The organism is Pantoea sp. 1B4, from assembly GCF_016925765.1.
GTDB classification, from domain to species: domain Bacteria; phylum Pseudomonadota; class Gammaproteobacteria; order Enterobacterales; family Enterobacteriaceae; genus Pantoea; species Pantoea agglomerans.
In genome coordinates this window covers 33,222-56,776 of the sequence record NZ_JAEUWZ010000001.1, presented here as the reverse complement: position 1 = coordinate 56,776, position 23,555 = coordinate 33,222, and the positions used below count along the sequence as shown (strand labels likewise).

Sequence of the window (23,555 nt, the reverse complement as noted above, 5' to 3'; positions counted from 1 at the left end):
CAATGCTGGTGCAGATATTGTCATGAGTACTTCTCCTCTGCTGAGTATCATTACCCCGATGTACAATGCGGGCAGCATGTTTGATGAGTTCATGCAGTCACTGCTGGCGCAGACGCTGACTCTGCTTGAGATCATTATCGTCGATGACGGTTCAACCGATGGCTCAGGCGAGCGCGCCGATCAGTATGCACAGCAGCATTCTCACATTCGTGTGATACATCAGGAAAATGGCGGCGTCTCGCGCGCCCGCAACGCCGGACTGGCGATTGCCCGCGGGAAATATGTCACCTTCCCTGATGCGGATGACACCATGCAACCCGATATGTATCAGACGCTGGTGACGCTGGCGGAGGCAGATAATCTGGATGCGGCACAGTGCAACGCCGAGTGGTTTTTCAAACACAGCCAGCGGGTAAAGCCGCTGATTCCGCTGGATCGCCTGCGCAGCACGCCGGTGCTGAGCGGTGCCGACTGGCTGAATACCGCGCTAAAAACCCATCGTTATATGCATGTGGTCTGGCTGGGCATCTATCGCCGGGAACTGATTGAGCAGCATCAGTTGCAGTTTGAACCCGGCCTGCATCATCAGGATATTCCCTGGACCACCGAGTTTATGCTGCTGGCAAAACGCGTGCGTTATACCGAAGCGGTACTCTATCGCTACTATATGCACGACGCCTCAATCAGCAATCGCAAACGTACCGGCGAGCGCAACGTAGAGTATCAGCGTCACTACATGAAGATTGCGCGACTGCTGGAAGAGCTCAATGACCGCTATCGTGACCGCGTGAAGATCTACCCGTCGTTTCACTATCAGGTGACCCATGAAGCGCTCAGCGTTTGCCACAGTGTAAGACGTGAGCCTGACGCCCGCGCACGCCAGGCAATCATTGCCGAGCTGTTCGCCACCCGGACACACCTGCGCATGTTACGCAACGCCCGGGGAATTAAGCAGTGGTATCAGTTGCTGTTGTGGCTGGCCCGGCTCTATCGCTGGCGTGATAAATAACCTTTGAGGCTGGCTTTATCCTAAAAAAGGGTTTGCCCTACAATCGGTTCACTGAATTCTGAGAACTCTTGTTTATGGCCAGCCTGACTCCAGCAAACATCTCTCCAAAAAATATATTACTGATTAAGCTGCGCCATCATGGTGACATGCTGCTCACAACGCCCGCCATCAATGCGCTTCATGAGCGTTATCCGCAGGCCAGCATCGACGTGTTGCTCTATCAGGAGACGCGTCCGATGCTGGAAGCGCATCCGGCTATCCGCCATTTGCACGTCATCGATCGTAAATGGAAGCAGGAGGGCACCTGGCGCAAGCTGGGCCATGAGCGTGCATTAATTCGCGCCATACGTGACGCACATTATGATCTGGTGATTAATCTGGCCGATCAGTGGCGGGCTGCCCTGATTACGCGGCTCTCTGCGGCACCCGTTCGCATCGGTTTTGCCTATAAAAAACGCGATAACGTCCTGTGGCGATGGTGTCACAACCAGCTGGTCTCCACACACAATCACAGCAAGCTGCATACCGTTGAGCAGAATATGTCGGCGCTGGCACCCCTCGGCATCAGCAGCGACGGCGCACGGGTCTCAATGCACTACAGCGACGCTGACCAGCAAATTGTGCTGACCCGACTGGCAGAACACCAGGTCACCGCGCCCTATATTGTGGTGCAGCCGACCTCACGCTGGGGCTTTAAATGCTGGGAAGAGGAGAGTGTTGCCGCCACGCTCGATCAGCTGGCGCAGCCGGGCCGCAAAGTGGTGCTGACCGCCGGGCCGGACAAACAGGAGCTGGCAATGATCAACCGCATTCGGGCACTGTGTGCATCGCCGGATGTGGTTTCGCTGGCCGGTCAGTTTACTCTGCCGCAGCTGGCGGCGCTTATCGATCATGCCCGACTGTTTATTGGTGTCGACTCTGCACCAATGCACATGGCCGCCGCACTTGAAACGCCCTGTATTGCGCTGTTTGGCCCGACCAAGCTGCAGCACTGGCGGCCATGGGGCGACAATAATCATGTCATCTGGGCGGGGGATTATGGCCCGCTGCCCTCACCCGATTCCATCGACACCAAAACAGACCAGCGTTATCTGTCGGCCATTCCGGTGAAGGATGTGGTCGCGGCAGCGAGGAGCTATCTGAATGAGTAAGTTACGGCTGGCGATTGTCCGGCAGAAATATCGTCCGGATGGCGGTGCCGAGCGTTTTATCTCGCGCGCGCTGGAAGCGCTGGGCAGCGAGCAGCTCGATCTCAACATCATTACCCGCAGCTGGCAGGGCACACCCAATCCTGACTGGCATCTGCATATCTGTAATCCTGCAAAGCTGGGCCGGGTATCCCGTGAGCGCGGTTTTGCCCGTGCAGCACGCGCCTGCTGGGAGCGCGAAAAGTTCGATATTGTGCAAAGCCACGAGCGCATCGCGGGCTGTGATATTTTTCGCGCGGGTGATGGTGTTCATCGCGTCTGGCTGGAACAGCGCGCCCGCATCGTCTCATCGTGGCAACGACTGAGTGCTGTGCTCAGCCCTTATCATCGCTATGTCCTGCAGGCGGAAGCGGAGATGTTTAACTCTCCGACGCTGAAAGCGGTGATCTGTAATTCTGAGATGGTAAAGCGCGATATCCTGCGCTGTTTCTCGCTCGATGCCGGAAAAATCCACGTTATTCATAATGCTATCGACGCCAGCCGTTTCCAGCCCGCCACGGAAGCTGCACGTCGCGCCACCCGTCAGCAGCTGGCGCTGCCCGATGCGGCCACCGTACTGATTTATGTCGGCTCCGGCTTTGAACGCAAGGGGTTGAAAGCGGCGATACAGGCGCTGGCTGCCAGCGACCGTTATCTGATTGTGGTGGGTCAGGATAAGCAACTGCAACGGTATCAGCAGCTGGCAAATCAGCTTAACTGTCTGGACCGCCTGCGCTTTGTCGGCGTACAGCAGGATGTGCAGCCGTTCTATCACGCGGCTGATGGCCTGCTGCTGCCCACCCTCTACGATCCTTTTCCTAATGTGGTACTGGAGGCGATGGCCTGCGGCTTACCGGTGATTACCAGCACTGGCTGCGGTGGCGCAGAATTTATTACCGCTGGTCAGGAAGGCTTCGTCTGTGATGCGTTGGATATCAACGGGTTAAATCAGGCTGTTAATGCAATACCGGCGCTTTCCGTCGATTCACGAATGGGTGACGCGGCGCGGCGCAAAATTGAACCTTATGGTCCACAACGGCTGGCGCAGGCGCTGACTTCGCTTTATCAGCAGGTCCTGAGCAGCAACTGACAATGTGGGATGAGTGCATGCGGGGTTTCTGATAACATGCCGCCATCTGATTTTAATCTGCTTTTAGACGCGAATTTGCTGTAACGGTAACTATGACGACCTTTTACACCGCATTGCTCTACTTAATTCAGCCACTGATTTGGCTGCGCCTGTGGCTGCGCGGTCGTAAAGCGCCTGCCTATCGCAAACGCTGGGCAGAACGCTATGGCTATTGTGTCGGCAAAGTTAAGCCCGACGGCATTGTGCTGCACTCGGTCTCTGTGGGTGAAACCCTGGCCGCGATCCCGCTGGTGCGCGCTCTGCGTCATCGTTACCCGACCCTGCCGATTACCGTCACCACCATGACGCCTACCGGCTCTGAACGCGCGCAATCTGCATTTGGCAAAGATGTGCATCACGTCTATCTGCCTTATGATCTGCCGGGTTCGATTAATCGTTTTCTGGATACGGTCAACCCACGCCTGGTGATCATCATGGAAACCGAGCTGTGGCCGAATATTATCCGCATTCTGCACCAGCGTAATATTCCGCTGGTGATCGCCAATGCCCGCCTCTCGGCCCGATCGGCCAAAGGCTACCGCAAGCTGGGTAAATTCATGCGCCGGCTGTTGCAGAGCATCACGCTTATCGCGGCGCAGAATGCGGAAGATGGCGACCGTTTCCTGAGCCTGGGCCTGAAACGTTCTCAACTAACGATTACCGGCAGCCTGAAGTTTGATATTTCCGTGACGCCAGAACTGGCCGCCAGAGCGGTGACGCTGCGTCGTCAGTGGGCGCCGCGCCGTCCGGTGTGGATCGCCACCAGCACGCACGAAGGTGAAGAGGCCATTGTGCTGGATGCCCATCGCCGCCTGCTGCAGACCTTCCCGGATCTGCTGCTGATTCTGGTGCCCCGCCATCCCGAGCGTTTTAACGATGCCCGTGAACTGACGCAGGAACGCGGCTTCAGTTTTATCCTGCGCAGCAGCGGCGAGATCCCGTCTGGTTCAACGCAGGTGGTCATCGGAGACTCAATGGGCGAACTGATGCTGCTATACGGCATTGCCGATCTGGCCTTTGTCGGCGGCAGCCTGGTTGAACGGGGTGGACACAACCCGCTGGAGCCTGCTGCCCATGCGCTTCCGGTTCTGATGGGACCCCATATCTGGAACTTCAAAGATATCTGCAGCAAGTTGCAGGAAGGCCAGGGGCTGATCACCGTCACCGACGTGATTTCGCTGGAAAAAGAGGTCACCAACCTGTTACAGGATGATGATTACCGCCGTTATTACGGACGTCATGCGGTAGACGTGCTGCACCAGAATCAGGGTGCGCTACAGCGTCTGCTACAGTTACTCGAACCGCATCTGCCACCACGGGCCCACTAATGTCAGCACGCCAACGTCTTTCCGTGGTGATGATCGCCAAAAACGAAGCGGAACTGCTGCCTGACTGCCTGGCCTCGGTCAGCTGGGCCGATGAAATTATCGTGCTGGACTCAGGCAGCCATGACAACAGTGTCGACATCGCCACACAGGCTGGGGCGAAGGTCTACCTCAATGATGACTGGCAGGGCTATGGTATCCAGCGCCAGCGCGCGCAGCACTATGCCACCGGCGACATGATTCTGATGATCGATGCGGATGAACGCGTGACACCTGAACTGCGCGCCGCGATTGAGCAGGTGCTGGTCGCGCCACCCAGCCGTACGGTTTATAGCCTGGGCCGCAGTAATCTGTTTCTCGGCCGCTTTATGCGCCATAGCGGCTGGTATCCGGACCGCGTCATGCGACTCTACCCACGCACCTTCCGCTACAATGACAATCTGGTGCATGAATCACTGCAAAGTGACGGCGCGCCGGTGGTGGCATTACCCGGCGATCTGCAGCATCTGACCTGCCGCGATTTAATCGCCTTTCAGCGCAAGCAGCTGGCTTATGCCGAAGCCTGGGCTACGGAACGCCATCGGCGCGGTAAGCGTTGCAGCCTGTTTTCTCTGTTCAGCCATACGCTGGGCGCGTTTATGAAAACCCTGCTGCTGCGTGCCGGTTTTCTCGACGGAAAGCAGGGCTGGATTCTGGCGGTGGTCAATGCGCAATATACCTTCAATAAATATTCAGCCCTCTGGGCGCTGAATCATGCTTCGGCAAAAGGGCGAGTATGATCACGAAAGCCATCTATCCCGGAACGTTCGATCCTGTGACGCTCGGCCATCTCGACATCGTGACGCGGGCAGCGCAGATGTTTGATCAGGTCATTCTGGCCGTTGCCGCCAGCCCCAGCAAAAAACCAATGTTCAGCCTGGATGAGCGCGTGGCGCTGGCCGGTGAAGTGATAGCCCATCTGCCCAACGTTGAGGTGGTCGGATTCAGCGACCTGATGGCGAATTTCGCCCGTGACCAGCAGGCGAATGTGCTGGTTCGTGGCTTGCGTGCGGTGTCAGACTTTGAATATGAAATGCAGCTGGCGCAGATGAATCGTCACCTGCTGCCAACGCTGGAGAGTGTTTTCCTGATGCCGTCTGAAGGCTTCTCGTTTATCTCATCTTCGCTGGTCAAAGAGGTGGCGCGTCACGGTGGCGATGTGACCGCCTTCCTGCCCGCGCCGGTGCATCAGGCATTGCTGGCTAAACTGGCTTAATGCTGGCAGTTCGGGCACCAGTAGGTGCTGCGCTGCCCGTGTCTGCCGCTGACAATCGGCGTACCGCATGCCCGGCAGGGTTCGCCTGCCCGCCCATAAACCTGTAACTGCTGTGCAAAATAGCCGGGTTTACCGTCGGTCTGTAAGAAGTCACGCAGTGTGGTTCCGCCCTGCTCAATGGAGCGTAACAGCACCGCTTTGATGGTATTGACCAGCAGTTCCGCTTCGGCCTGCGACAGACTGCCGGCAGCACGATCGGGAATGATCCCGGCGGTAAACAGTGACTCGCTGGCGTAAATGTTGCCCACGCCCACCACCACTTTGTTATCCATCAGCCACTGCTTGATGAGCGTCCGCTTGCCGCGTGACTTCTCAAACAGGTAAGCGCCGTCAAACTCCTCGCTAAGCGGCTCCGGCCCGAGATGTGCCAGCACGCTGCTGCCCGCCAGATCGCTGCTCCAGAGCCATGCACCAAAGCGGCGCGGGTCGGTGTAGCGCAGCACTTTGCCGTTGCTCATGACCAGATCAACATGGTCATGCTTCGCCGCTGGCAGCTCTTCTGACAGCACGCGCAGGCTACCGGACATGCCAAGGTGGATAATGATCCAGCCATGCGGCAGCTCCAGCAGCAGATATTTAGCCCGGCGCTGCACACTGAGCACCGGCTGATCGCTCAGCGCCAGGATCTCCTGCGAAACAGGCCAGCGCAAACGTGAATTACGCACCACGGCGTGAAGGATGGTTTCACCGACCAAATGCGGTTCGATACCGCGACGGCTGGTTTCAACCTCTGGCAACTCTGGCATACCCTCTCCTCAGCGTTTTACACAAACAAAAAACCCCGGCCGGAGCCGGGTTTTTAGCAGAACACTAAAATTACTTAATTTTAGCTTCTTTGTAGAGCACATGCTGACGTACAACCGGATCGAACTTTTTCAGTTCCAGCTTCTCTGGTTTAGTACGTTTGTTCTTCGTGGTGGTATAGAAGTGACCTGTACCAGCAGAGGAAACCAGCTTGATCTTCTCACGAATACCTTTAGCCATGATTCAGTTCCTTAGTACCTTAGTACTTCTCACCACGGGCACGCATATCGGCTAACACCGTATCAATGCCCTTTTTTATCAATAATACGCATACCTTTAACAGATACACGCAGAGTAACGAAGCGCTTCTCGCTCTCAACCCAAAAACGGTGTGAGTGCAGGTTCGGAAGGAAACGGCGTTTCGTCGCGTTCATTGCGTGGGAACGGTTGTTACCCGTCACCGGACGCTTTCCAGTTACCTGGCAGACTCGTGACATGTCAATATCTCCAAAAATCAAATCAGCTCGAGCTTTAAAAATTAGGTTTGGGCCGCCTCGTCAGGCTTGCAGCCCGCCAGGCGAATTCCATGGAACCCGCTAAGCTGGCCTAACCGCCAAACCCGAGATTCTCAAAGGTGGCGTAGTATACGCCGCTCAGCCCAAGTGCTCAAGTCCCGAACAGATAAAGATCCCGAATGATCGGGCAAAAAAGCCGCCACCTGGCGTGAAATTTCCCCCTGTCAGAGCCATCCCCGCTCGGCAAAGGAGACATATTCGCCATGACCAATCACCAGATGATCGAGCAGACGGATGTCGAGTAGCTGGCAGGCTTCGCTGACTTTATGGGTCACTTCACGGTCTGCACGGCTCGGCTCCGCCATGCCCGACGGGTGATTATGCGCCAGTATCAGAGCGGCAGCATTGAGCTTCAGCGCTTCCCGGACGATCTCGCGGGGGGTGAACTTCCACGCTGTTAATGGAACCAGAGAACATATTTTGTGCCCGCAGCACCCGATGCTGATTATCCAGAAACAGTGCCATGAAGATCTCACGCTCCTGATGGGCTAACAGACTTTGCAGATACTGGCGCGTGATTTGTGGATTTTCCATTGCGCTTTCGCGGGCCAGCTTACTGGCGAAAAAACGCTTCGCCAGTTCGGCAATCGCATGAAGCTGTGCCAGCTTGGCATCGCCGACCCCTTTGATTTCACCGAATGCCGCTTTGTCTGACGTCATGAGCTGATAAAGCGAGCCAAAACCGTCCAGCATCTGTCCGGCCAGCTCCAGGACGTTCTGTCCAGGCGATCCGGTACGGAGAAAAATGGCCAGTAGTTCGGTATCGCTGAGGGCATGCGCACCCAGCTTCCGGAGTTTTTCCCGTGGTCCCTTTATTTTCATGTCCGCTCTCCCTGAGATGAGCCTCAGCATGGCCCATCATGAAGAGTGCAGCTATCAGTGAAGCTGCAATCTACGAGACGGCTCGCAAACGCAGTCAGTGAAAAGGCGCATCCGCGCTTTTGTGATAAAGTCCGTGCATTCGCCGCCGCGAGCGGCAGAGAGCTTAGTGAGGCCAACATCATGATGGGATTAGCCGGCAAAAAAATTCTTCTTGGCGTGAGCGGCGGTATTGCTGCTTATAAAGCACCTGAGCTGGTGCGCCGCCTGCGCGATCGCGGTGCTGATGTCCGCGTGATGATGACAGAGGGTGCGAAAGCATTTATTACTCCGCTCAGCCTGCAGGCTGTCTCCGGCTATCCGGTATTTGACGATCTGCTTGATCCGGCCGCGGAGGCAGCGATGGGTCATATTGAACTGGCAAAATGGGCCGACCTTATTGTGCTGGCACCGGCCACTGCTGACCTGATTGCCCGTATTACTGCCGGTATGGCAAACGATCTGGTGACGACCGCCGTGTTAGCGACGGCCTCACCCGTGGCAGTGGTGCCCGCTATGAATCAGCAGATGTATCGTGCGGCGGTGACCCAGCATAATCTGCAGAGCCTGCAGGCGCGTGGCGTGCTGATTTGGGGACCGGACAGCGGCAGCCAGGCCTGCGGCGATGTCGGGCCGGGCCGGATGCTCGACCCGCTGGTGATTGTTGACCATGCGGTGCAGTGGGCTACGCCCGTCAACGATCTGCAACATCTCAACATTATGATTACCGCCGGCCCTACCCGTGAGGCGCTGGACCCGGTGCGCTACATCACTAACCACAGCTCCGGCAAAATGGGCTTTGCTATTGCCGACGCCGCCGCCAGACGCGGTGCACAGGTCACGCTGGTCAGCGGCCCGGTCACCCTGTCTGCGCCAGCGGGTGTGCGGCGAATTGATGTGACCAGCGCGCTGGAGATGCAGGCCGCCGTCATGAGTGAGATAGATAAACAACATATTTTCATTGCAAGCGCAGCCGTGGCAGACTACCGGGCAGCCGATATTGCGGCCGATAAAATCAAGAAACAGGGCGGCGATGATAACGTCACGCTGAACCTGGTAAAGAATCCCGATATTGTTGCCGGCGTCGCTGCACTTCAGGAAAACCGGCCATTCGTCGTTGGATTTGCTGCTGAAACACAGAATGTGGAAGAATACGCCCGGCAAAAACGGGTGCGCAAGAATCTGGATCTGATCTGCGCTAACGACGTCGCTAAAGCCGGACAGGGGTTTAATAGCGACACCAATGCTCTTCACCTTTTTTGGCAGGATGGAGAAAAACGCTTACCGCTCAGCGATAAGTCTCTCCTTGGCCAACAATTAATAGACGAGATTGTCAGCCGTTATGATGAAAAAAATAGACGTTAAAATCCTGGATCCGCGCGTCGGCAAAGAGTTTCCACTGCCGACCTACGCGACTTCAGGTTCCGCTGGGTTAGATTTACGCGCCTGCATTGATGATGTTCTCGACATCGCACCAGGCACCACAACGCTGGTTCCGACCGGCCTGGCAATTCATATTGCCGACCCCGATCTGGCCGCTGTGATCCTGCCGCGCTCAGGCCTTGGCCATAAACATGGCATCGTGCTGGGCAACCTGGTGGGTCTGATTGACTCCGACTATCAGGGACAGCTGATGGTCTCGGTCTGGAATCGCGGCCAGGAAAGCTTCTCGCTGCAACCCGGCGATCGCATGGCACAACTGGTCTTTGTACCGGTGGTGCAGGCGGAATTTAACCTGGTCGAAGATTTCGACGCCAGCCTGCGCGGCGAAGGCGGCTTCGGCCACTCCGGTCGCCAGTAACCCGCATTACCGACTTTCACTTACGCCCGTTATTTTTCCTCATCGCCACAGGACGCGTTCCTGTGGCAGATGCGTAGGTGTTGCCTGTTTTTAGGTGAATTTCAGGGGTCTTTAAGGTCATGGCAGAAAAAAAGTCGCGAAGCGGAATCGTCGCGAAGAGATTTTGCAGGCGCTGGCGCAGATGCTGGAGTCGGGTGATGGCAGTCAGCGCATTACCACAGCCAAACTGGCAGCCACGGTGGGCGTTTCCGAAGCGGCGCTGTATCGTCACTTCCCGAGTAAAACACGAATGTTCGATAGCCTGATTGAGTTTATCGAAGACAGTCTGATTACCCGCATCAATCTGATCCTCAAGGATGAAAAAGAGACCATGACGCGTCTGCGTCTGATCGTGCAACTGATTCTGGGATTTGGTGAGCGTAATCCGGGACTGACGCGCATTCTGACCGGCCATGCATTGATGTTTGAGCAGGACCGACTGCAGGGACGCATCAATCAGCTGTTTGAGCGGATTGAAGTGCAGCTGCGACAGGTGATGCGGGAACGGAAAATGCGCGAGGGCGAAGCCTTTCAGGCTGATGAGGCGCTGCTGGCAAGTCAGTTGCTGGCATTCTGTGAGGGTTTACTGTCACGGTATGTCCGTTCTGAGTTTCGTTTCAGTCCTACCGCAGACTTTGAGGCTCGCTGGCCGCTGATTGCCGCGCAGCTGGCGTAAAGCGTAAAAGAAGGCGGGCATTGCGCCCGCCTCTGTTAAATCCCGTACGCTTTCTGATAGGCACGTACCTGAGCCAGATGATCGGCCATCTCAGGCTTCTCTTCCAGCCAGGCAATCAGGTCTGCCAGCGTAATAATTGCGGTCACTTTGCAGCCGTAATCACGTTCCACTTCCTGAATCGCCGACATTTCTCCGCGTCCACGCTCCTGACGATCAAGCGAGACCAGCACGCCTGCCAGAGTGGCGTTGTGCGCACCGATAATATCCATCGACTCACGAATCGCGGTGCCTGCGGTGATCACATCGTCCACCAGCATCACTTTGCCCTGCAGCGGACTGCCAACCAGCAGGCCACCTTCGCCGTGATCTTTCGCTTCTTTACGGTTAAAGCAGTAAGGCACATCGCGGTCATGATGATCCGCCAGCGCCACCGCCGTGGTGGTGGCAATCGGAATGCCTTTATAGGCCGGGCCGAACAGCAGATCAAAATCAACAGCGCCATCCACCAGCGCCTGCGCGTAGAAGCGTCCCAGCAGCGCTAAATCCCGTCCGCTGTTAAACAGACCAGCATTAAAGAAATAGGGGCTTTTACGCCCGGACTTCAAAGTGAACTCACCGAACTTCAGCACCTGCTTGTTCAGGGCAAATTCAATAAACTGACGCTGCCAGGCTTTCATTTCTCACTCCTCAAATAAAGAAAAGGCGACTCTGAGGTCGCCTGTTACATCAATTTTCCAGCGCTGCTTTCTGCGCCTGAATTAATTCCTCAATTCCGCCCCGAGCCAGCGCCAGTAGCGTCAGCAACTCTTCATGGCTGAACGGTTCGCCTTCGGCAGTGCCCTGCACCTCGATCATGCGGCCATCTTCCAGCATCACGACGTTCATGTCGGTTTCTGCGGCTGAGTCTTCAACATACTCCAGATCGCACAGCGCTTCGCCTTTGACGATGCCCACTGAAATCGCCGCGACCATGCCCTTCATCGGGTTCGCTTTCAGTTTGCCGCTGGCCACCAGCTTGTTCAGCGCATCAGCCAGCGCCACGCAGGCTCCGGTGATTGATGCGGTGCGAGTGCCGCCATCGGCCTGGATCACGTCACAGTCGAGCGTAATAGTAAATTCACCCAGCGCTTTAAGATCAACCGCGGCGCGCAGTGAACGGGCGATCAGACGCTGAATCTCCAGCGTACGTCCGCCCTGCTTGCCTTTTGCGGCTTCACGCGCCATACGGCTGTGGGTCGAACGCGGCAGCATGCCATATTCGGCCGTTACCCAACCCTGGCCCTGGCCTTTGAGGAAACGCGGAACCCCTTCGTCTACCGAGGCAGTGCAAAGCACTTTCGTTTCGCCGAATTCCACCAGAACGGAACCCTCTGCGTGTTTGGTGTAATTGCGGGTCAATGTGACTGGACGCACCTGTTGTGCGCTACGGCCTGCTGGACGCATGGGTATTCTCCGGCTTGCTAATGATTGGCTGCGCATTATACGGACTTCCTTGTCCGCTGTCTCTTACGCTGGTCTGACGCAGGCATCAGATGAAATTCCCCGCCAGCTGTGGCTAAATGCGCGTTCCTTTCTCTCTGATAAAAAAAGACATATGGCCGCCATTCTTCATTTCCTGCTGGCGCTGGTGGTGATTTTTGCCCTTGCGCTGCTGGTCAGTCATGACCGTAAACAGATTCGTCTGCGCTTTATTGTTCAACTGATTGTGGTGGAAGCCGCGCTGGGTTGGTTCTTCCTTCACTCTGCCGGGGGTCTGGCGCTGGTCGGCTCGTTCGCCGGTTTCTTTGAGACGCTGCTGGGTTTTGCCGCACAGGGCACGGAGTTCGTGTTTGGCGGAATGAGCAAACAGGGGCTGGCATTTATCTTCCTTGGCGTGCTCTGCCCGATTGTCTTTATTTCGGCACTGATCGGCATATTGCAGCACTGGCGCATCCTGCCGCTGCTGATCCGTATTTTCGGGACGCTGCTGTCGAAGATTAACGGCATGGGCAAGCTGGAGTCGTTCAACGCCGTCAGCACGCTGATTCTTGGGCAGTCGGAAAACTTCATCGCTTATAAAGGGATTCTGGGTGATATCCCGCCGCGCCGGCTCTACACCATGGCAGCGACCGCGATGTCTACCGTTTCGCTGTCGATTGTCGGTGCTTATATGTCGATGATCGAACCGAAATATGTGGTTGCGGCACTGCTGCTTAACATGTTCAGCACCTTTATTATCCTGTCGATCATCAACCCGATGAAAAGCCAGGATGAGCAGCCTATCGCGCTGGATAAACTGCATGAAGAGCAGAGCTTCTTTGAGATGCTGGGTGAGTACATCCTGGCAGGCTTCAAAGTCGCGATGATTATTCTGGCCATGCTGATTGGCTTTATTGCCCTGATTGCTGCCGTCAACGCGCTGTTTGCGGCGGTGTTCGGCTACAGCTTCCAGCAACTGCTCGGCTACCTGTTCTATCCTCTGGCCTGGCTGATTGGCATTCCCAAAGCCGATGCCCTGCAGGCGGCCAGCATCATGGCAACCAAACTGGTGGCGAATGAGTTTGTGGCGATGATTGAACTGCAGAAAGTCGCGGCAGGCATGAGTGCGCGTGGACTGGGTATTCTGTCGGTGTTCCTGGTCTCGTTCGCTAACTTTGCCTCTATCGGCATTGTGGCAGGCGCAATAAAAGGCCTGAATGAGAAACAGGGAAATGTGGTTTCCCGTTTTGGCTGGAAGCTGGTCTATGGCTCCACGCTGGTCAGTCTGCTCTCCGCAGCCTTTGCCGGTCTGTTTATCTGATTATTCAACGGGCGGCAATTCTGCCGCCCGCTTTCGCCTTAGAATCCGACGCAGACGGGTGCATCCACCCGCATAACCGACTCCTGACCAAACCGTTTTTTATAGAGGCTGCGTAACGCCTCAATATCAACGTTGGTGGCGGGGTCGATCCCGTGGATCAGCATCAACGCCTTACTGTTCTCCCGTGCCAGCTGACCGTTCTCGCCCAGCCATTGCCCTTTGGCATCATAGACCGACAGGCCCGCTTTAAACCGTGGCGTGACCTCATTATCCACGAAGTTCATCCAGTCGAGTGAACTCACCCTGCCGCCACCAGGCTTGCTCAGTCCAAACCACAACGTGGTCTGCATCATCATGTCGCCACCCGCACAGATGGGTTGCGGTTTAGTGGGCGGCGAGTGGCGTGCCTGGCAACCTGCCAGCAGCAGAGCCATCACAACAGGAAGGGCAATAACGCGAGACATAGATCTGTCATCCTCACAAAGGGTCAATGGTCATCATAAGTGGCTGTCGCTGAAAGCGGAAATGGTTCGTTATTTTCCTGTGCGACGCTTATGCCTGTTATGCCGTGGCTCGCCTCGCTATACTTCACCCATCTTTCCGCAAATGAGTACCGCTTATGATCCGCAGTATGACCGCTTATGCCCGCAGCGAAGCCAAAGGCGAATGGGGCAGCGCCGCCCGGGAGCTGCGTTCCGTGAACCAGCGTTATCTGGAAACCTACATCCGCCTGCCGGAACAGTTTCGTGGGCTGGAGCCGGTTATCCGCGAGCGCATTCGCCAGCGTCTGACGCGCGGTAAAATTGAGTGCAACCTCCGTTATGATGCCGATCCCAGCGCACAGGGCGAACTGATGCTCAACGAAACGCTGGCGAAACAGCTGGTGCAGGCTGCCAACTGGGTAAAAATGCAGAGCGACGAAGGCGCGATTAATCCGCTGGATATTCTGCGCTGGCCGGGTGTGATGTCTGCGCAGGAACAGGATCTGGATGCCATCAACACCCAGTTGTTGCAGGCACTGGATGGTGCGCTTGATGACTTTATTGCGGCACGCGAAAGCGAAGGTACCGCCCTGAAAGCGATGATTGAGCAGCGTCTGGAAGGCGTCTCGCAGGAAGTCAGCAAAGTGCGCGCGCAGATGCCTGAGGTGATCAAATGGCAGCGTGAGCGGCTGGTCGCCAAACTGGAAGATGCTGAAGTCCAGCTGGAAAACAATCGCCTTGAGCAGGAACTGGTGATGATGGCGCAGCGTGTTGACGTTTCTGAAGAGCTGGATCGTCTGGATGCGCACGTTAAAGAGACTTACAACATCCTGAAAAAGAAAGAAGCAGTTGGCCGCCGTCTCGACTTTATGATGCAGGAGTTCAATCGTGAGTCGAACACGCTGGCTTCGAAGTCGATCAACGCCGAAATCACGACTTCAGCTATTGAACTGAAGGTGCTGATTGAGCAGATGCGCGAGCAGATTCAGAATATCGAGTAATTTCCACTCAACAAAGCGCTCGCAGTAGCGCTTTGTTCCCCTGTCAGGCGCTGTCAGCACTTAAAGAGTTAGCTCCTTCCGTCAATTGATCGCTTTTTCAGCGCGGCCAGCATCAGAATCAGGTAAAGATAAATAAATAATCATTTCCAGACTGTTCCTGAAACGGCCTCACTTACAATTAAAGCTGCTTTCAGGCTTAGATTAAGCAGTTGAAAAATAATGATTTTATATGATTAATGTACTTTTATAGCCGGTATTAACTCCTCTCCATGAAACAGGTCAATCCTGTAGATGCCGGAGTTTCCCTTTCTTTGAAGGCACTTTTTTGATAAAATGTTGGTCGAAATCAGTACAGCTGTACCGCCTTAAGACTCATGGAAGTGCTCTTTGTGCGATGCATCCCTCTATCCCATGAAGGTTGTTAATGAAAAACACCGGAAAATTTAGCAGTTCGCTGCTGCATCCGCGTTATTGGTTTACCTGGTTTGGCCTTGGCGTACTCTGGCTGCTGGTCCAGCTCCCCTATCCTGTTCTTATGCGTCTCGGTGCCGGTGCCGGCAAAATCTCTCGCCATTTCCTGCAGCGCCGCGAGCGTATTACCCGTCGTAACATCGAACTCTGCTTTCCGGGCATCAGCGAAGAAAAAACAGAACATATGATTGCCGGCAATTTTGCGTCGCTCGGGATGGCGCTGGCTGAAACCGGTATTGCCTGGTTCTGGTCTGACCGTGCGGTAAGACGTCTGTTTAAAGTGTCGGGAATGGAAAACCTGCATGCCGCGCAGAAAGAAAAGCGAGGCGTGATGCTGATTGGTGTGCATTTCATGTCACTGGAGCTGGGCGGCCGCATCAGCGGACTCTGTCAGCCAATGATGGCGATGTATCGCCCACACAATAACCAGGCGATGGAGTATGTGCAGACCAAAGGGCGGATGCGCTCAAATAAAGCGATGATCGACCGTCGTGATCTACGCGGTATGGTTAATGCCCTGAAACAGGGTGAATCGGTCTGGTTTGCGCCTGACCAGGATTACGGCCCTAATGGCAGCACCTTTGCGCCGCTGTTTGCGGTGGAAAAAGCCGCCACGACTAACGGGACTTTTGTTTTGTCGCGTCTGGCGAAGCCAGCGATGGTGCCGATTATGCTGATTCGTAATCCAGGAAATGATGGCTACCATTTGATCATCGAACCGATGCTGGAAAATTATCCTCATACGGACGAGGCTGCTGCTGCAGCTTATATGAACAAAGTGATCGAAAATCAGATCCTTCGCGCACCCGAACAGTACCTTTGGCTGCATCGTCGCTTCAAAACCCGGCCACCGGGTGAAAAGTCGCTCTACGTCTGAGTTAACTGATAAAGCAGGCCTCGTGCCTGCTTTGTTGTTTTAATCTTCTGAACGACATCTGCTTTACGTCCACTCTCTCATCCTCGTTTGCTGTGCTCTCATACTGCCTCTGCCGTTATAGCTACCTCTACAGTTTCTGCTGTTCAGCACACCTGTCTGCGTCCGGCAGGCTAGTATCAAAGAGATAATTAAGGAATGATGAATCCCCTTACCTCGTCAATGCCGGACAATCTTATGGATATCAACGATACACAGCAGTGGCAGCGTCCGCTGATTGATGATCGCCTTACGCCCTATATTGAAGTGGATGCAGAGCGCCTGGAGCAGAACCTGCAGCATATGCAGCGCAAAGCCAGTGCGGCAGGCGTCGCGTTGCGACCGCATATCAAAACGCATAAAAGCGTCTGGATTGCGCAGCGTCAGATCGCGTCCGGTGCACAGGGTGTTACCGTCTCTAAGCCCAGCGAAGGCATCAGCTTTATTCAGGGCGGTGTTCGTGATCTGCTATTAGCCTATCCGATTGTGCAACCGCAAAGCGTAGCTGAATTGCTGCGCCACGCCGTGCTTCATCAGGCAAAGCTCACCCTGATTGCGGACAGACTGCAGGGCGTGGCGGCTATTGCTGATGCCTGCCAGCAGCAACCGGAATGCGACCTGGCGGTAGCGATTAAGGTGGATGTTGGATTACATCGGATAGGTGTCAATCCTGATACAGATGAAGCGGTGCTGATTGCTCAGGCGCTGCAGGACAAAGGGTTACGCTTTGCCGGATTAGTGTCACATGCTGGCCACGCTTATGGTGCCGGGAATGCCGCGGCCATTGCGGATGTCGCCCGGCAGGAAACGGTATTGATGCAGCGAGTACAGGCAAAACTGCAGGCGGCTGGTTTTACCGACTGCCCTCTCTCTGTGGGTTCAACGCCTACGGCGCTGGCAGCAGAGATTGCACCCTGCATGAATGAAATCCGGCCCGGAAACTATGCACTACTGGACCTAACCGCCTGCCGTCTCGGATTAACTCACGTCGATCAGCTGGCAATGAGCGTCATTACCCGTGTCGTGGCGGTGAACGATCATTTCGCGATTGTGGATGCCGGGTCAAAAATGCTGAGTTCGGATAAAGGGCCACACGGCACCAATGCCAGCGGCTTTGGTGTGGCAGCCGACGAAGCGGGTCAGACTTATGAAGTGACAAAATTATCTGAGGAGCACGGTTTTCTGCTTTATCAGGATCGCCGCCCTGAAGTCGGCACGCTGCTGCGTATCTTCCCTAATCACAGTTGTGCCGTGATGGCGCAGTCGGACGGCTTTGTTCTGCGGCACGCTAACGGCCATAGCGAAGATCATGTGGTTTCTGCGCGCGGCAATTTCATCTGAGTCAGTGGCAGGCAGCATCATCCGTTGTCTGCCATTTGTACGAAACCCTTTCAACACCACACTTCTGCTGTTACAACGTTTTAACAAGCCTGGCCTCATGCTTTAATGCTTTTTTTAGCTTATTCACTGGAGGTTACATGCTCTCCTCTCGCACTCTGAGCCTGACGATTCCACGTCACTGGTTAGATCTTTATGAAACCATCTGGAAGCCAGAGTTTTTCCCAAAGTGGGCTTCCGGGCTGACGCACAGCGCGTTAGAACCCGATGGCAATCGCTGGCGTGCTAAAGGCCCCCAGGGCAATGTGAAGATCCGGTTCTCGCCACATAATCCGTTTGGGGTAATGGATCACTGGATTGATAGCGGCTCAGGAAAGGAGATCTACGTACCGATGCGCGTGATAGCAAACGAACAGGGCGCCGAGGTGATGGTAACGGTTTATCGCCAGCCATTTACTTCAGATGAGAAATTTAAGCAGGATATTGAATGGGTTAGCAACGATCTTGAGAAACTCAACCAGCTTCTTACACAATAAATCAATGACTTAGCGCGCCTTTTTCTCTGCATTTATCACTGGCCGTTAATGAAAAAAAATAGAAAAACTTTCGACGATAAAGCATAAAGCGCTTATCTGATTACTCATCATCCTTACGCATTTATCACCAACCCTGCTTAAGCATCGCTGCCAGGAAAAATCCTGGCAAAATCCTCTGAAAGGCAGGCGACCCCCCTCTGATTTCGGGCCTCCTGGTTTGCCGCACAAACAATTTCTGACTGACCCATACATTAATCATTAACAATCGTTTATTAGCAATCTGCTGGGGATTTAATATTTATCATGCATAAAGTGAAACCATTTATTTCTGCGGTCGCGTAATCAGACTTTTCTTATGGTGTTAAATTAAATAAAACAATGTATAAATCATTCCACACACAGCAATACCCATAATGATAAAGCAGGAAAAAAGTCATGGACCGCTCAACGTATCCTTTGTTATCAGAAAAAGAATGCGTTGAGATTGCCGCAAGGATGCTGGCAGGAGAATATAAAACTACAACAGGATTTATTCGTGATCTGGCGGAATTCTTATTCGCTGCAGGGAATTCCGCCATGACACGAAACAGCGATTTTACCAGGGATATCTTTTTTATCCAGGCATCATTTGATTGAACCCATAATAACATGGCAAGCCTGTAAAGCGTTTTCAGGACTTCGGCCGGAAAAATTGCACTAACTAACGGTGTTACAGCAACTTCTCCTTGCCGTTACACAACTATTTAATTCTCACAGAGTCGATGGACTCTAACGAGTATATTATGGCAATACGTGAAAGCAGTCTGAATGGCGCAAAATGGTCTCTGCTCTCTTCAATCAAAATTATTGGCATCGGCGTATTACAACTCTCGTTGCTGGCGCAGATTCTGCAGGCGAATGAGCTCAATCTGCTGGCGATCGCCGTGATAGCTTTACTGGCTATCGATACTCTGGCCGATCGGGGCTTCTCAAATACGCTGATCCGCCGCTCGATTCTCTCTATCAATGACCTCTCCACGATCTACTGGGGTAATATGTTGATGGGGGTCGCGGTGTTTGGTCTGTTATTTACTGGCAGCCATCTGCTGACCAGCCTTTTTGATCAGCCTGAACTGGCATTAATGCTGCAGATGGTCTCAGTGGTGTTTATTATCATCCCACAGGGTCAGCATTACCGTGCGATATTACAGCGCGAAAAACAATATACCCGTATCGCTTTTGCTGAAACCTCCTCGGTATTAGCCGGACTTGCCGTCACCTTATTTACCGTCTGGCTGACCCCTTCAGTATTGTGTGCGATCTGGGGTTACCTGGCGATGGCATCCATTCGTATGCTGATTTACTGCTACTACGGTCGTTCATGGTTCCAGCCGGAATACCGTTTTAGCCTGAATGCATTTTCTAAAATTCGTGCAAGAAACAAATAATAAAATAAGTCTGTATGGTGGGCTCTGAGCATCCGAAACGATGCGTTGGCGTGCTGTTAACCAGCACGCCTTTTCTTTTTATTTAGTCTGTCACAATATTTACCTGATCGATTCTTTTCCCGCAGCATCCAGCCCTTTTTTATCTCCTGTATAAACTGGTTTTCGACCAGCGGCTATCTGGCGATCGTCGTCAGTTTACCGCCCGCCCTGGGTCGGAAAACCCCGCGCCGGAACGCGCAAACCCTCTGTACGTTGTTTCCTCTCAACTTTTTCAATCACCTGCCGCAGTCCCTTCGCAAAAAAGTCTTTCTATGATGACGCCAGCGCTGGCTGGTATAAACTGCGCTCATCCCGGACGCCGATCGCCAGAAAATCTTCGGCGCCGTCTCTCAAGCAATGCCGTAGTCTTGCCGCCGTCTTACTGGAGTCTGCTATGTTACTGACCGTTCTCTACATTATTGGTATTACTGCTGAAGCCATGACGGGTGCGCTGGCGGCGGGGCGTCGCAAAATGGATCTGTTCGGTGTCATCATTATCGCGTCCGTGACCGCCATTGGTGGCGGTTCGGTGCGCGACATCCTGCTGGGTCACTATCCGCTGGGCTGGGTGAAACATCCCGAATACATCATGATTGTTGCAGCGGCGGCGGTAGTGACCACTTTCCTGGCACCCCTGATGACGCATCTGCGCAAAGTGTTTCTGGTGCTCGATGCGTTAGGACTGGTGGTCTTTTCTATTATCGGCGCGCAGGTTGCGCTCGATTCAGGACACGCCATGATTATTGCCGCGATAAGTGCGGTCATTACCGGCGTCTTTGGCGGCGTACTGCGTGACATGTTCTGTAATCGCATTCCGCTGGTGTTTCAGAAGGAACTCTACGCCGGTATCGCTTTCGCCTCTGGCTGGATGTATATCCTGCTGCTGAAAACCACACTGGCGCATGAAGCGGTGATTATCATTACCCTGTTGTTCGGATTCTTCGCCCGTTTACTGGCGCTGCGCTTCCGTCTTGGTTTGCCGATTTTCAACTATCCCCATCCCGAGCATTGAGGATGCGGGAATTCCCTGCTGTCTCAGAAAAGCGATCAGCGTCTGCAGGCGGGCATCATGGAACTGCGTAACCAGGCGCTTTGCCAGCGCCGCCCCGACACCCGGTAAAGCTTGCCAGTCCCTGACATCCCGCTGCGTTAAGCTCTCCCACTGCTGATCGGGCAGCGCATTGAGGGCCTTCCGCGGCAATGAAACACCTAAGGCATCCACCCAGCGACGAAGCGGCTGCTGACGGGTGAGATTAAAACGGTGCCAGAGCTGACCCGCTCGCTCCCGAGAGAGGCCCGTTGCGGCGGCGATCTGTTCCGGTGTTAACGTCAGCCAGCCGAACAGGTGCGTCATACTGCCGGTTTCCAGTAAGTGCAGCCAGGTGCTGCGCTCAACGCCAGGAATATTCAGTACCGTTTTCTGACTGAGCCAGCGTAATTTTGCCAGTAGCTGCTTCTGGCATTCAGCGCTGAAGGTGTAACAACTCAGCGGCGTGTAGCGCGACGCATCGGGAGGTTGAGGATAGTGCCGCTCTGCCACGCGCCAGATCACCCGCTCCAGCCGGGGAATGCCCTGACCCGCCAGACTCAGCGTGATGACATCTCCCGCCACGATATCGCTCTCCTGCCAGCGACGCAGCGATCCAACATTGACCCGCCTGACCGTCTTATCATCCAGCTGTACCGGCTGCAGATTAAGTACCGCGGCTATCTTCCCGGTTCGGCCGACTGGAAAATCGACGGAGAGCACTTCAGTGCTGACTTCCGGAGGCTGATATTTCCAGGCAACGGCCCATGTTCCCTCTCCAGGCAGCCAGTTTTTGCCCGCAGGTCGCAGGCTCTGATGAACGACGACACCGTCAGTGACAAAGGGCAGCGCAGCATGAAACCAGCGCTCCCGCCACGCTGCAACCTCCTCTTCGTCTTTAACGCTGTGGCTCCATTTTGCGGCAACGCCCAGTCCCCAGCGGCTGAGTTGCTGAAGGCGTTCCGTCATCGTGGCGGGGCCATCTGGCCAGGCCCAGATAAAAATATCGAGCGAATCCAGCAGAGGAACCCGCTGCTTGCTCATCATGGCGCCAGCGACCTGTGAGCGCGCATTCCTGCCGCCATCAACCGCCTGCTGATGACCGGTCATCGACAGAAACAGCTCACCCTGCAGCACAACCTCTTCAAGTCCGGTCTCGATCTGCAGTGGAATCGCAGGGATCCAGGCGGCTTTAGCCAGCCACTCTTCACCGCGTAATCCATCACCACGACTCAACAGTGAAACCAGTCTGCCGTGGCGATAAACCAGGGAAACGGCAATGCCATCCACTTTCGGCTGCACCCAGAGATCGTGCCGCCCCTGCATCCAGTAAGCCAGGGCCAGCTTGTCGCGCATCTTTTTTTACACCCGTGTGGGCGACCGGATGCAGGTGCTCACCCTCACCCGGCAGTTGCGATGCGTAAGCGGGCTGCAGAGGGTTAAAGCAGTGCTGCCAGTGATTCAGTCGCTGCTGCAGACTGTCATAATCTGCATCAGCCACCGGACTCTGTCCCTGACGATAGTAAGCATCATCCCAGTGCTGCAGTTGCTGTTGCAGACGACGGATCTCTTCTGTCGCCCGGGTGGGTGTCCAGACGGGACAAAGGGCGCTATGTGCAGGCCATAGGACGATCCACAGAGCAGCCGCAAACAGCGGCCAGCCGAATCCTTTCATGATCTCTCTCCTGACGTTTTGCAGCATTCAATACCGGTGCTTCAGCGTCAGCCAGAGGTGATGTTCAGTTATGGAAGGGATGCCGTCGCAATCAGGGAATAATTACAGTCGTCCGACAGAGATTTGCGCGAAGATGCGCAAAAATTGGGGGTTGCCGCTGCGCAAACGCTGCGTGGCAGCAGGAAGCTGTGTATACTGTGCAGGAAATCGACTCCGCTTTTAATCAATTCAAGAAAACCATGGCTCAAGGCACGCTCTATATTGTTTCTGCTCCCAGCGGCGCAGGTAAATCCAGCCTGATTCAGGCGCTGTTAAAGACCCAGCCGTTGTATGATACGCAGGTCTCTGTTTCGCACACGACGCGCGGTATGCGTCCGGGTGAAACCCATGGCGAACATTACTTTTTTATTGAGAAACATGAATTTGAGCAGATGATCGCGGAAGAGGCTTTCCTCGAACATGCCAAAGTTTTCGACAACTATTACGGTACTTCGCGCCATGCTATTGAGCAGGTGCTGGCAACCGGCGTTGACGTGTTTCTCGACATCGACTGGCAGGGTGCGCAGCAAATTCGCACCAAAATGCCTGGCGCACGCAGCATCTTTGTTTTGCCGCCTTCGAAAGAAGAGCTCGATCGCCGTCTGCGCGGTCGTGGCCAGGACAGCGAAGAGGTGATCACGCGTCGCATGGCTCAGGCGGTAGCGGAAATGAGCCACTACGCCGAGTATGACTATTTAATTGTGAATGATGATTTCGATCTGGCGCTGTCCGATCTGAAAACCATTATTCGCGCAGAACGTCTGCGTATGGCGCGTCAGAAGGCGCGTCACGATGCTTTAATCAGCAAACTGTTGGCAGTCTGAATACAGTTTCAGTATGATGCGCAGTCATTTCTTCATCTGTGGAGTAGCACACCTATGGCACGCGTAACCGTTCAGGACGCAGTAGAAAAAGTTGGTAATCGTTTTGACCTGGTGTTGGTCGCTGCACGTCGTGCACGTCAGATGCAGGTAGGCGGCAAAGATCCACTGGTTCCGGAAGAGAACGATAAACCTACCGTTATCGCCCTGCGCGAAATCGAAGAAGGTTTGGTCACCAATCAGATTTTAGATGTGCGTGATCGTCAGGAACAGCAAGAGCAGGAAGCCGCTGAGTTACAGGCCGTTACCGCTATCGCTGAAGGTCGTCGTTAACAGCCACCTGCAGGTC

Annotated in this window: 24 protein-coding genes and 3 pseudogenes; 19 read left to right on the top strand and 8 right to left on the bottom strand. The window is 54.6% G+C overall.

The annotated features are described in order from the left end of the window. Positions 1-22 precede the first annotated feature (22 nt). The 6 genes from JNO11_RS00270 (at position 23) to coaD (ending at position 5,905) form a co-directional block, all read left to right on the top strand. The gene (locus JNO11_RS00270) at positions 23-1,009 is read left to right on the top strand and encodes a glycosyltransferase (RefSeq protein ID WP_191914759.1); all 987 of its coding nucleotides are present in this window, start codon (positions 23-25) and stop codon (positions 1,007-1,009) included. Between the two features lie 74 nt (positions 1,010-1,083). Further along, on the top strand, positions 1,084-2,160 hold the full coding sequence (gene rfaQ, locus JNO11_RS00265; protein ID WP_010672090.1) for a putative lipopolysaccharide heptosyltransferase III: 1,077 nt from the start codon (positions 1,084-1,086) through the stop codon (positions 2,158-2,160). Beyond that, entirely contained in the window at positions 2,153-3,286 is a 1,134-nt protein-coding gene (locus JNO11_RS00260) for a glycosyltransferase family 4 protein (RefSeq protein WP_033759235.1), read from the top strand. The genes rfaQ and JNO11_RS00260 overlap by 8 nt, the downstream gene beginning before the upstream one ends. Positions 3,287-3,378: 92 nt before the next feature. After that, positions 3,379-4,653 (top strand): lipid IV(A) 3-deoxy-D-manno-octulosonic acid transferase, encoded by a 1,275-nt coding sequence (gene waaA / locus JNO11_RS00255; protein ID WP_010258275.1) that lies wholly within the window; start codon positions 3,379-3,381, stop codon positions 4,651-4,653. Continuing rightward, the gene (locus tag JNO11_RS00250; protein WP_045139504.1) at positions 4,653-5,429 is read left to right on the top strand and encodes a glycosyltransferase family 2 protein; all 777 of its coding nucleotides are present in this window, start codon (positions 4,653-4,655) and stop codon (positions 5,427-5,429) included. The genes waaA and JNO11_RS00250 overlap by 1 nt, the downstream gene beginning before the upstream one ends. Continuing rightward, positions 5,426-5,905, top strand: coding sequence for a pantetheine-phosphate adenylyltransferase (gene coaD, locus JNO11_RS00245; protein WP_010258279.1), 480 nt, complete (start codon positions 5,426-5,428; stop codon positions 5,903-5,905). Before JNO11_RS00250 ends, coaD begins: the two co-directional genes overlap by 4 nt. Here the strand turns inward: coaD and mutM are convergent. The 4 genes and pseudogenes from mutM to radC form a co-directional block, all read right to left on the bottom strand. Then, positions 5,902-6,711, bottom strand: a complete 810-nt coding sequence (mutM, locus tag JNO11_RS00240; protein WP_010672095.1) for a bifunctional DNA-formamidopyrimidine glycosylase/DNA-(apurinic or apyrimidinic site) lyase — start codon at positions 6,709-6,711, stop codon at positions 5,902-5,904. The genes coaD and mutM overlap by 4 nt on opposite strands. A gap of 70 nt (positions 6,712-6,781) precedes the next feature. Continuing rightward, positions 6,782-6,949, bottom strand: a complete 168-nt coding sequence (gene rpmG / locus JNO11_RS00235) for a 50S ribosomal protein L33 (RefSeq protein WP_003024094.1) — start codon at positions 6,947-6,949, stop codon at positions 6,782-6,784. Positions 6,950-6,968: 19 nt separating this feature from the next. Continuing rightward, positions 6,969-7,206: pseudogene (rpmB, locus tag JNO11_RS00230) on the bottom strand (50S ribosomal protein L28). 242 nt (positions 7,207-7,448) lie between these two features. Then, a pseudogene (radC, locus tag JNO11_RS00225) lies at positions 7,449-8,106 on the bottom strand (DNA repair protein RadC). Between the two features lie 180 nt (positions 8,107-8,286). On the opposite strand from radC, the gene coaBC reads away from it, so the two are divergent. The 3 genes from coaBC (at position 8,287) to slmA (ending at position 10,658) form a co-directional block, all read left to right on the top strand. Beyond that, positions 8,287-9,507, top strand: a complete 1,221-nt coding sequence (coaBC, locus tag JNO11_RS00220; protein ID WP_022624904.1) for a bifunctional phosphopantothenoylcysteine decarboxylase/phosphopantothenate--cysteine ligase CoaBC — start codon at positions 8,287-8,289, stop codon at positions 9,505-9,507. Continuing rightward, positions 9,485-9,943, top strand: coding sequence for a dUTP diphosphatase (gene dut / locus JNO11_RS00215; RefSeq protein WP_022624903.1), 459 nt, complete (start codon positions 9,485-9,487; stop codon positions 9,941-9,943). Before coaBC ends, dut begins: the two co-directional genes overlap by 23 nt. A gap of 160 nt (positions 9,944-10,103) precedes the next feature. After that, positions 10,104-10,658 carry a nucleoid occlusion factor SlmA gene (gene slmA, locus JNO11_RS00210; RefSeq protein WP_050498596.1) on the top strand — a complete coding sequence of 185 codons (555 nt, stop codon included), beginning with the start codon at positions 10,104-10,106 and terminating at the stop codon, positions 10,656-10,658. A 35-nt stretch (positions 10,659-10,693) separates the two neighbouring features. Here the strand turns inward: slmA and pyrE are convergent, their stop codons facing one another. Continuing rightward, positions 10,694-11,335, bottom strand: coding sequence for an orotate phosphoribosyltransferase (gene pyrE / locus JNO11_RS00205; RefSeq protein ID WP_031591887.1), 642 nt, complete (start codon positions 11,333-11,335; stop codon positions 10,694-10,696). A 49-nt stretch (positions 11,336-11,384) separates the two neighbouring features. After that, positions 11,385-12,101 carry a ribonuclease PH gene (rph, locus tag JNO11_RS00200; RefSeq protein ID WP_010258378.1) on the bottom strand — a complete coding sequence of 239 codons (717 nt, stop codon included), beginning with the start codon at positions 12,099-12,101 and terminating at the stop codon, positions 11,385-11,387. 151 nt (positions 12,102-12,252) lie between these two features. Between rph and JNO11_RS00195 the strand changes: the two genes are divergently transcribed. Then, complete coding sequence (locus tag JNO11_RS00195; RefSeq protein ID WP_010672098.1) at positions 12,253-13,437, top strand: nucleoside transporter C-terminal domain-containing protein; 1,185 nt, start codon at positions 12,253-12,255, stop codon at positions 13,435-13,437. A 38-nt stretch (positions 13,438-13,475) separates the two neighbouring features. On the opposite strand, the gene JNO11_RS00190 is transcribed toward JNO11_RS00195, so the two are convergent. Beyond that, a complete protein-coding gene (locus JNO11_RS00190; RefSeq protein ID WP_111535055.1) occupies positions 13,476-13,901 on the bottom strand; it encodes a DUF3574 domain-containing protein in 426 nt (141 codons plus the stop codon). A 155-nt stretch (positions 13,902-14,056) separates the two neighbouring features. On the opposite strand from JNO11_RS00190, the gene JNO11_RS00185 reads away from it, so the two are divergent. From JNO11_RS00185 to JNO11_RS00155, 7 genes are all read left to right on the top strand, one after another. After that, a complete protein-coding gene (locus JNO11_RS00185) occupies positions 14,057-14,920 on the top strand; it encodes a YicC/YloC family endoribonuclease (RefSeq protein WP_325176811.1) in 864 nt (287 codons plus the stop codon). Positions 14,921-15,344: 424 nt separating this feature from the next. Further along, a complete protein-coding gene (gene lpxP, locus JNO11_RS00180) occupies positions 15,345-16,268 on the top strand; it encodes a kdo(2)-lipid IV(A) palmitoleoyltransferase (protein WP_033773166.1) in 924 nt (307 codons plus the stop codon). Positions 16,269-16,502: 234 nt separating this feature from the next. Further along, positions 16,503-17,645, top strand: coding sequence for an alanine racemase (locus JNO11_RS00175; RefSeq protein ID WP_325177629.1), 1,143 nt, complete (start codon positions 16,503-16,505; stop codon positions 17,643-17,645). A gap of 137 nt (positions 17,646-17,782) precedes the next feature. Next, positions 17,783-18,178, top strand: a complete 396-nt coding sequence (locus JNO11_RS00170; protein ID WP_010258391.1) for a hypothetical protein — start codon at positions 17,783-17,785, stop codon at positions 18,176-18,178. Positions 18,179-18,613: 435 nt separating this feature from the next. Further along, on the top strand, positions 18,614-18,814 hold the full coding sequence (locus JNO11_RS00165; protein WP_033766533.1) for a hypothetical protein: 201 nt from the start codon (positions 18,614-18,616) through the stop codon (positions 18,812-18,814). A 146-nt stretch (positions 18,815-18,960) separates the two neighbouring features. Then, entirely contained in the window at positions 18,961-19,605 is a 645-nt protein-coding gene (locus JNO11_RS00160; RefSeq protein WP_010258395.1) for an oligosaccharide flippase family protein, read from the top strand. 433 nt (positions 19,606-20,038) lie between these two features. Next, positions 20,039-20,656 carry a trimeric intracellular cation channel family protein gene (locus JNO11_RS00155; protein WP_010258398.1) on the top strand — a complete coding sequence of 206 codons (618 nt, stop codon included), beginning with the start codon at positions 20,039-20,041 and terminating at the stop codon, positions 20,654-20,656. On the opposite strand, the pseudogene ligB reads toward JNO11_RS00155, so the two are convergent. Further along, positions 20,594-22,346: pseudogene (gene ligB, locus JNO11_RS00150) on the bottom strand (NAD-dependent DNA ligase LigB). The gene JNO11_RS00155 and the pseudogene ligB sit on opposite strands and share 63 nt — an antisense overlap. 239 nt (positions 22,347-22,585) lie before the next feature. Here ligB and gmk point away from each other — a divergent pair. Together gmk and rpoZ are read left to right on the top strand one after the other, a co-directional pair. Then, a complete protein-coding gene (gene gmk / locus JNO11_RS00145) occupies positions 22,586-23,209 on the top strand; it encodes a guanylate kinase (protein WP_031292628.1) in 624 nt (207 codons plus the stop codon). A gap of 54 nt (positions 23,210-23,263) precedes the next feature. Then, on the top strand, positions 23,264-23,539 hold the full coding sequence (gene rpoZ / locus JNO11_RS00140; protein ID WP_003851346.1) for a DNA-directed RNA polymerase subunit omega: 276 nt from the start codon (positions 23,264-23,266) through the stop codon (positions 23,537-23,539). Positions 23,540-23,555: the final 16 nt, after the last annotated feature.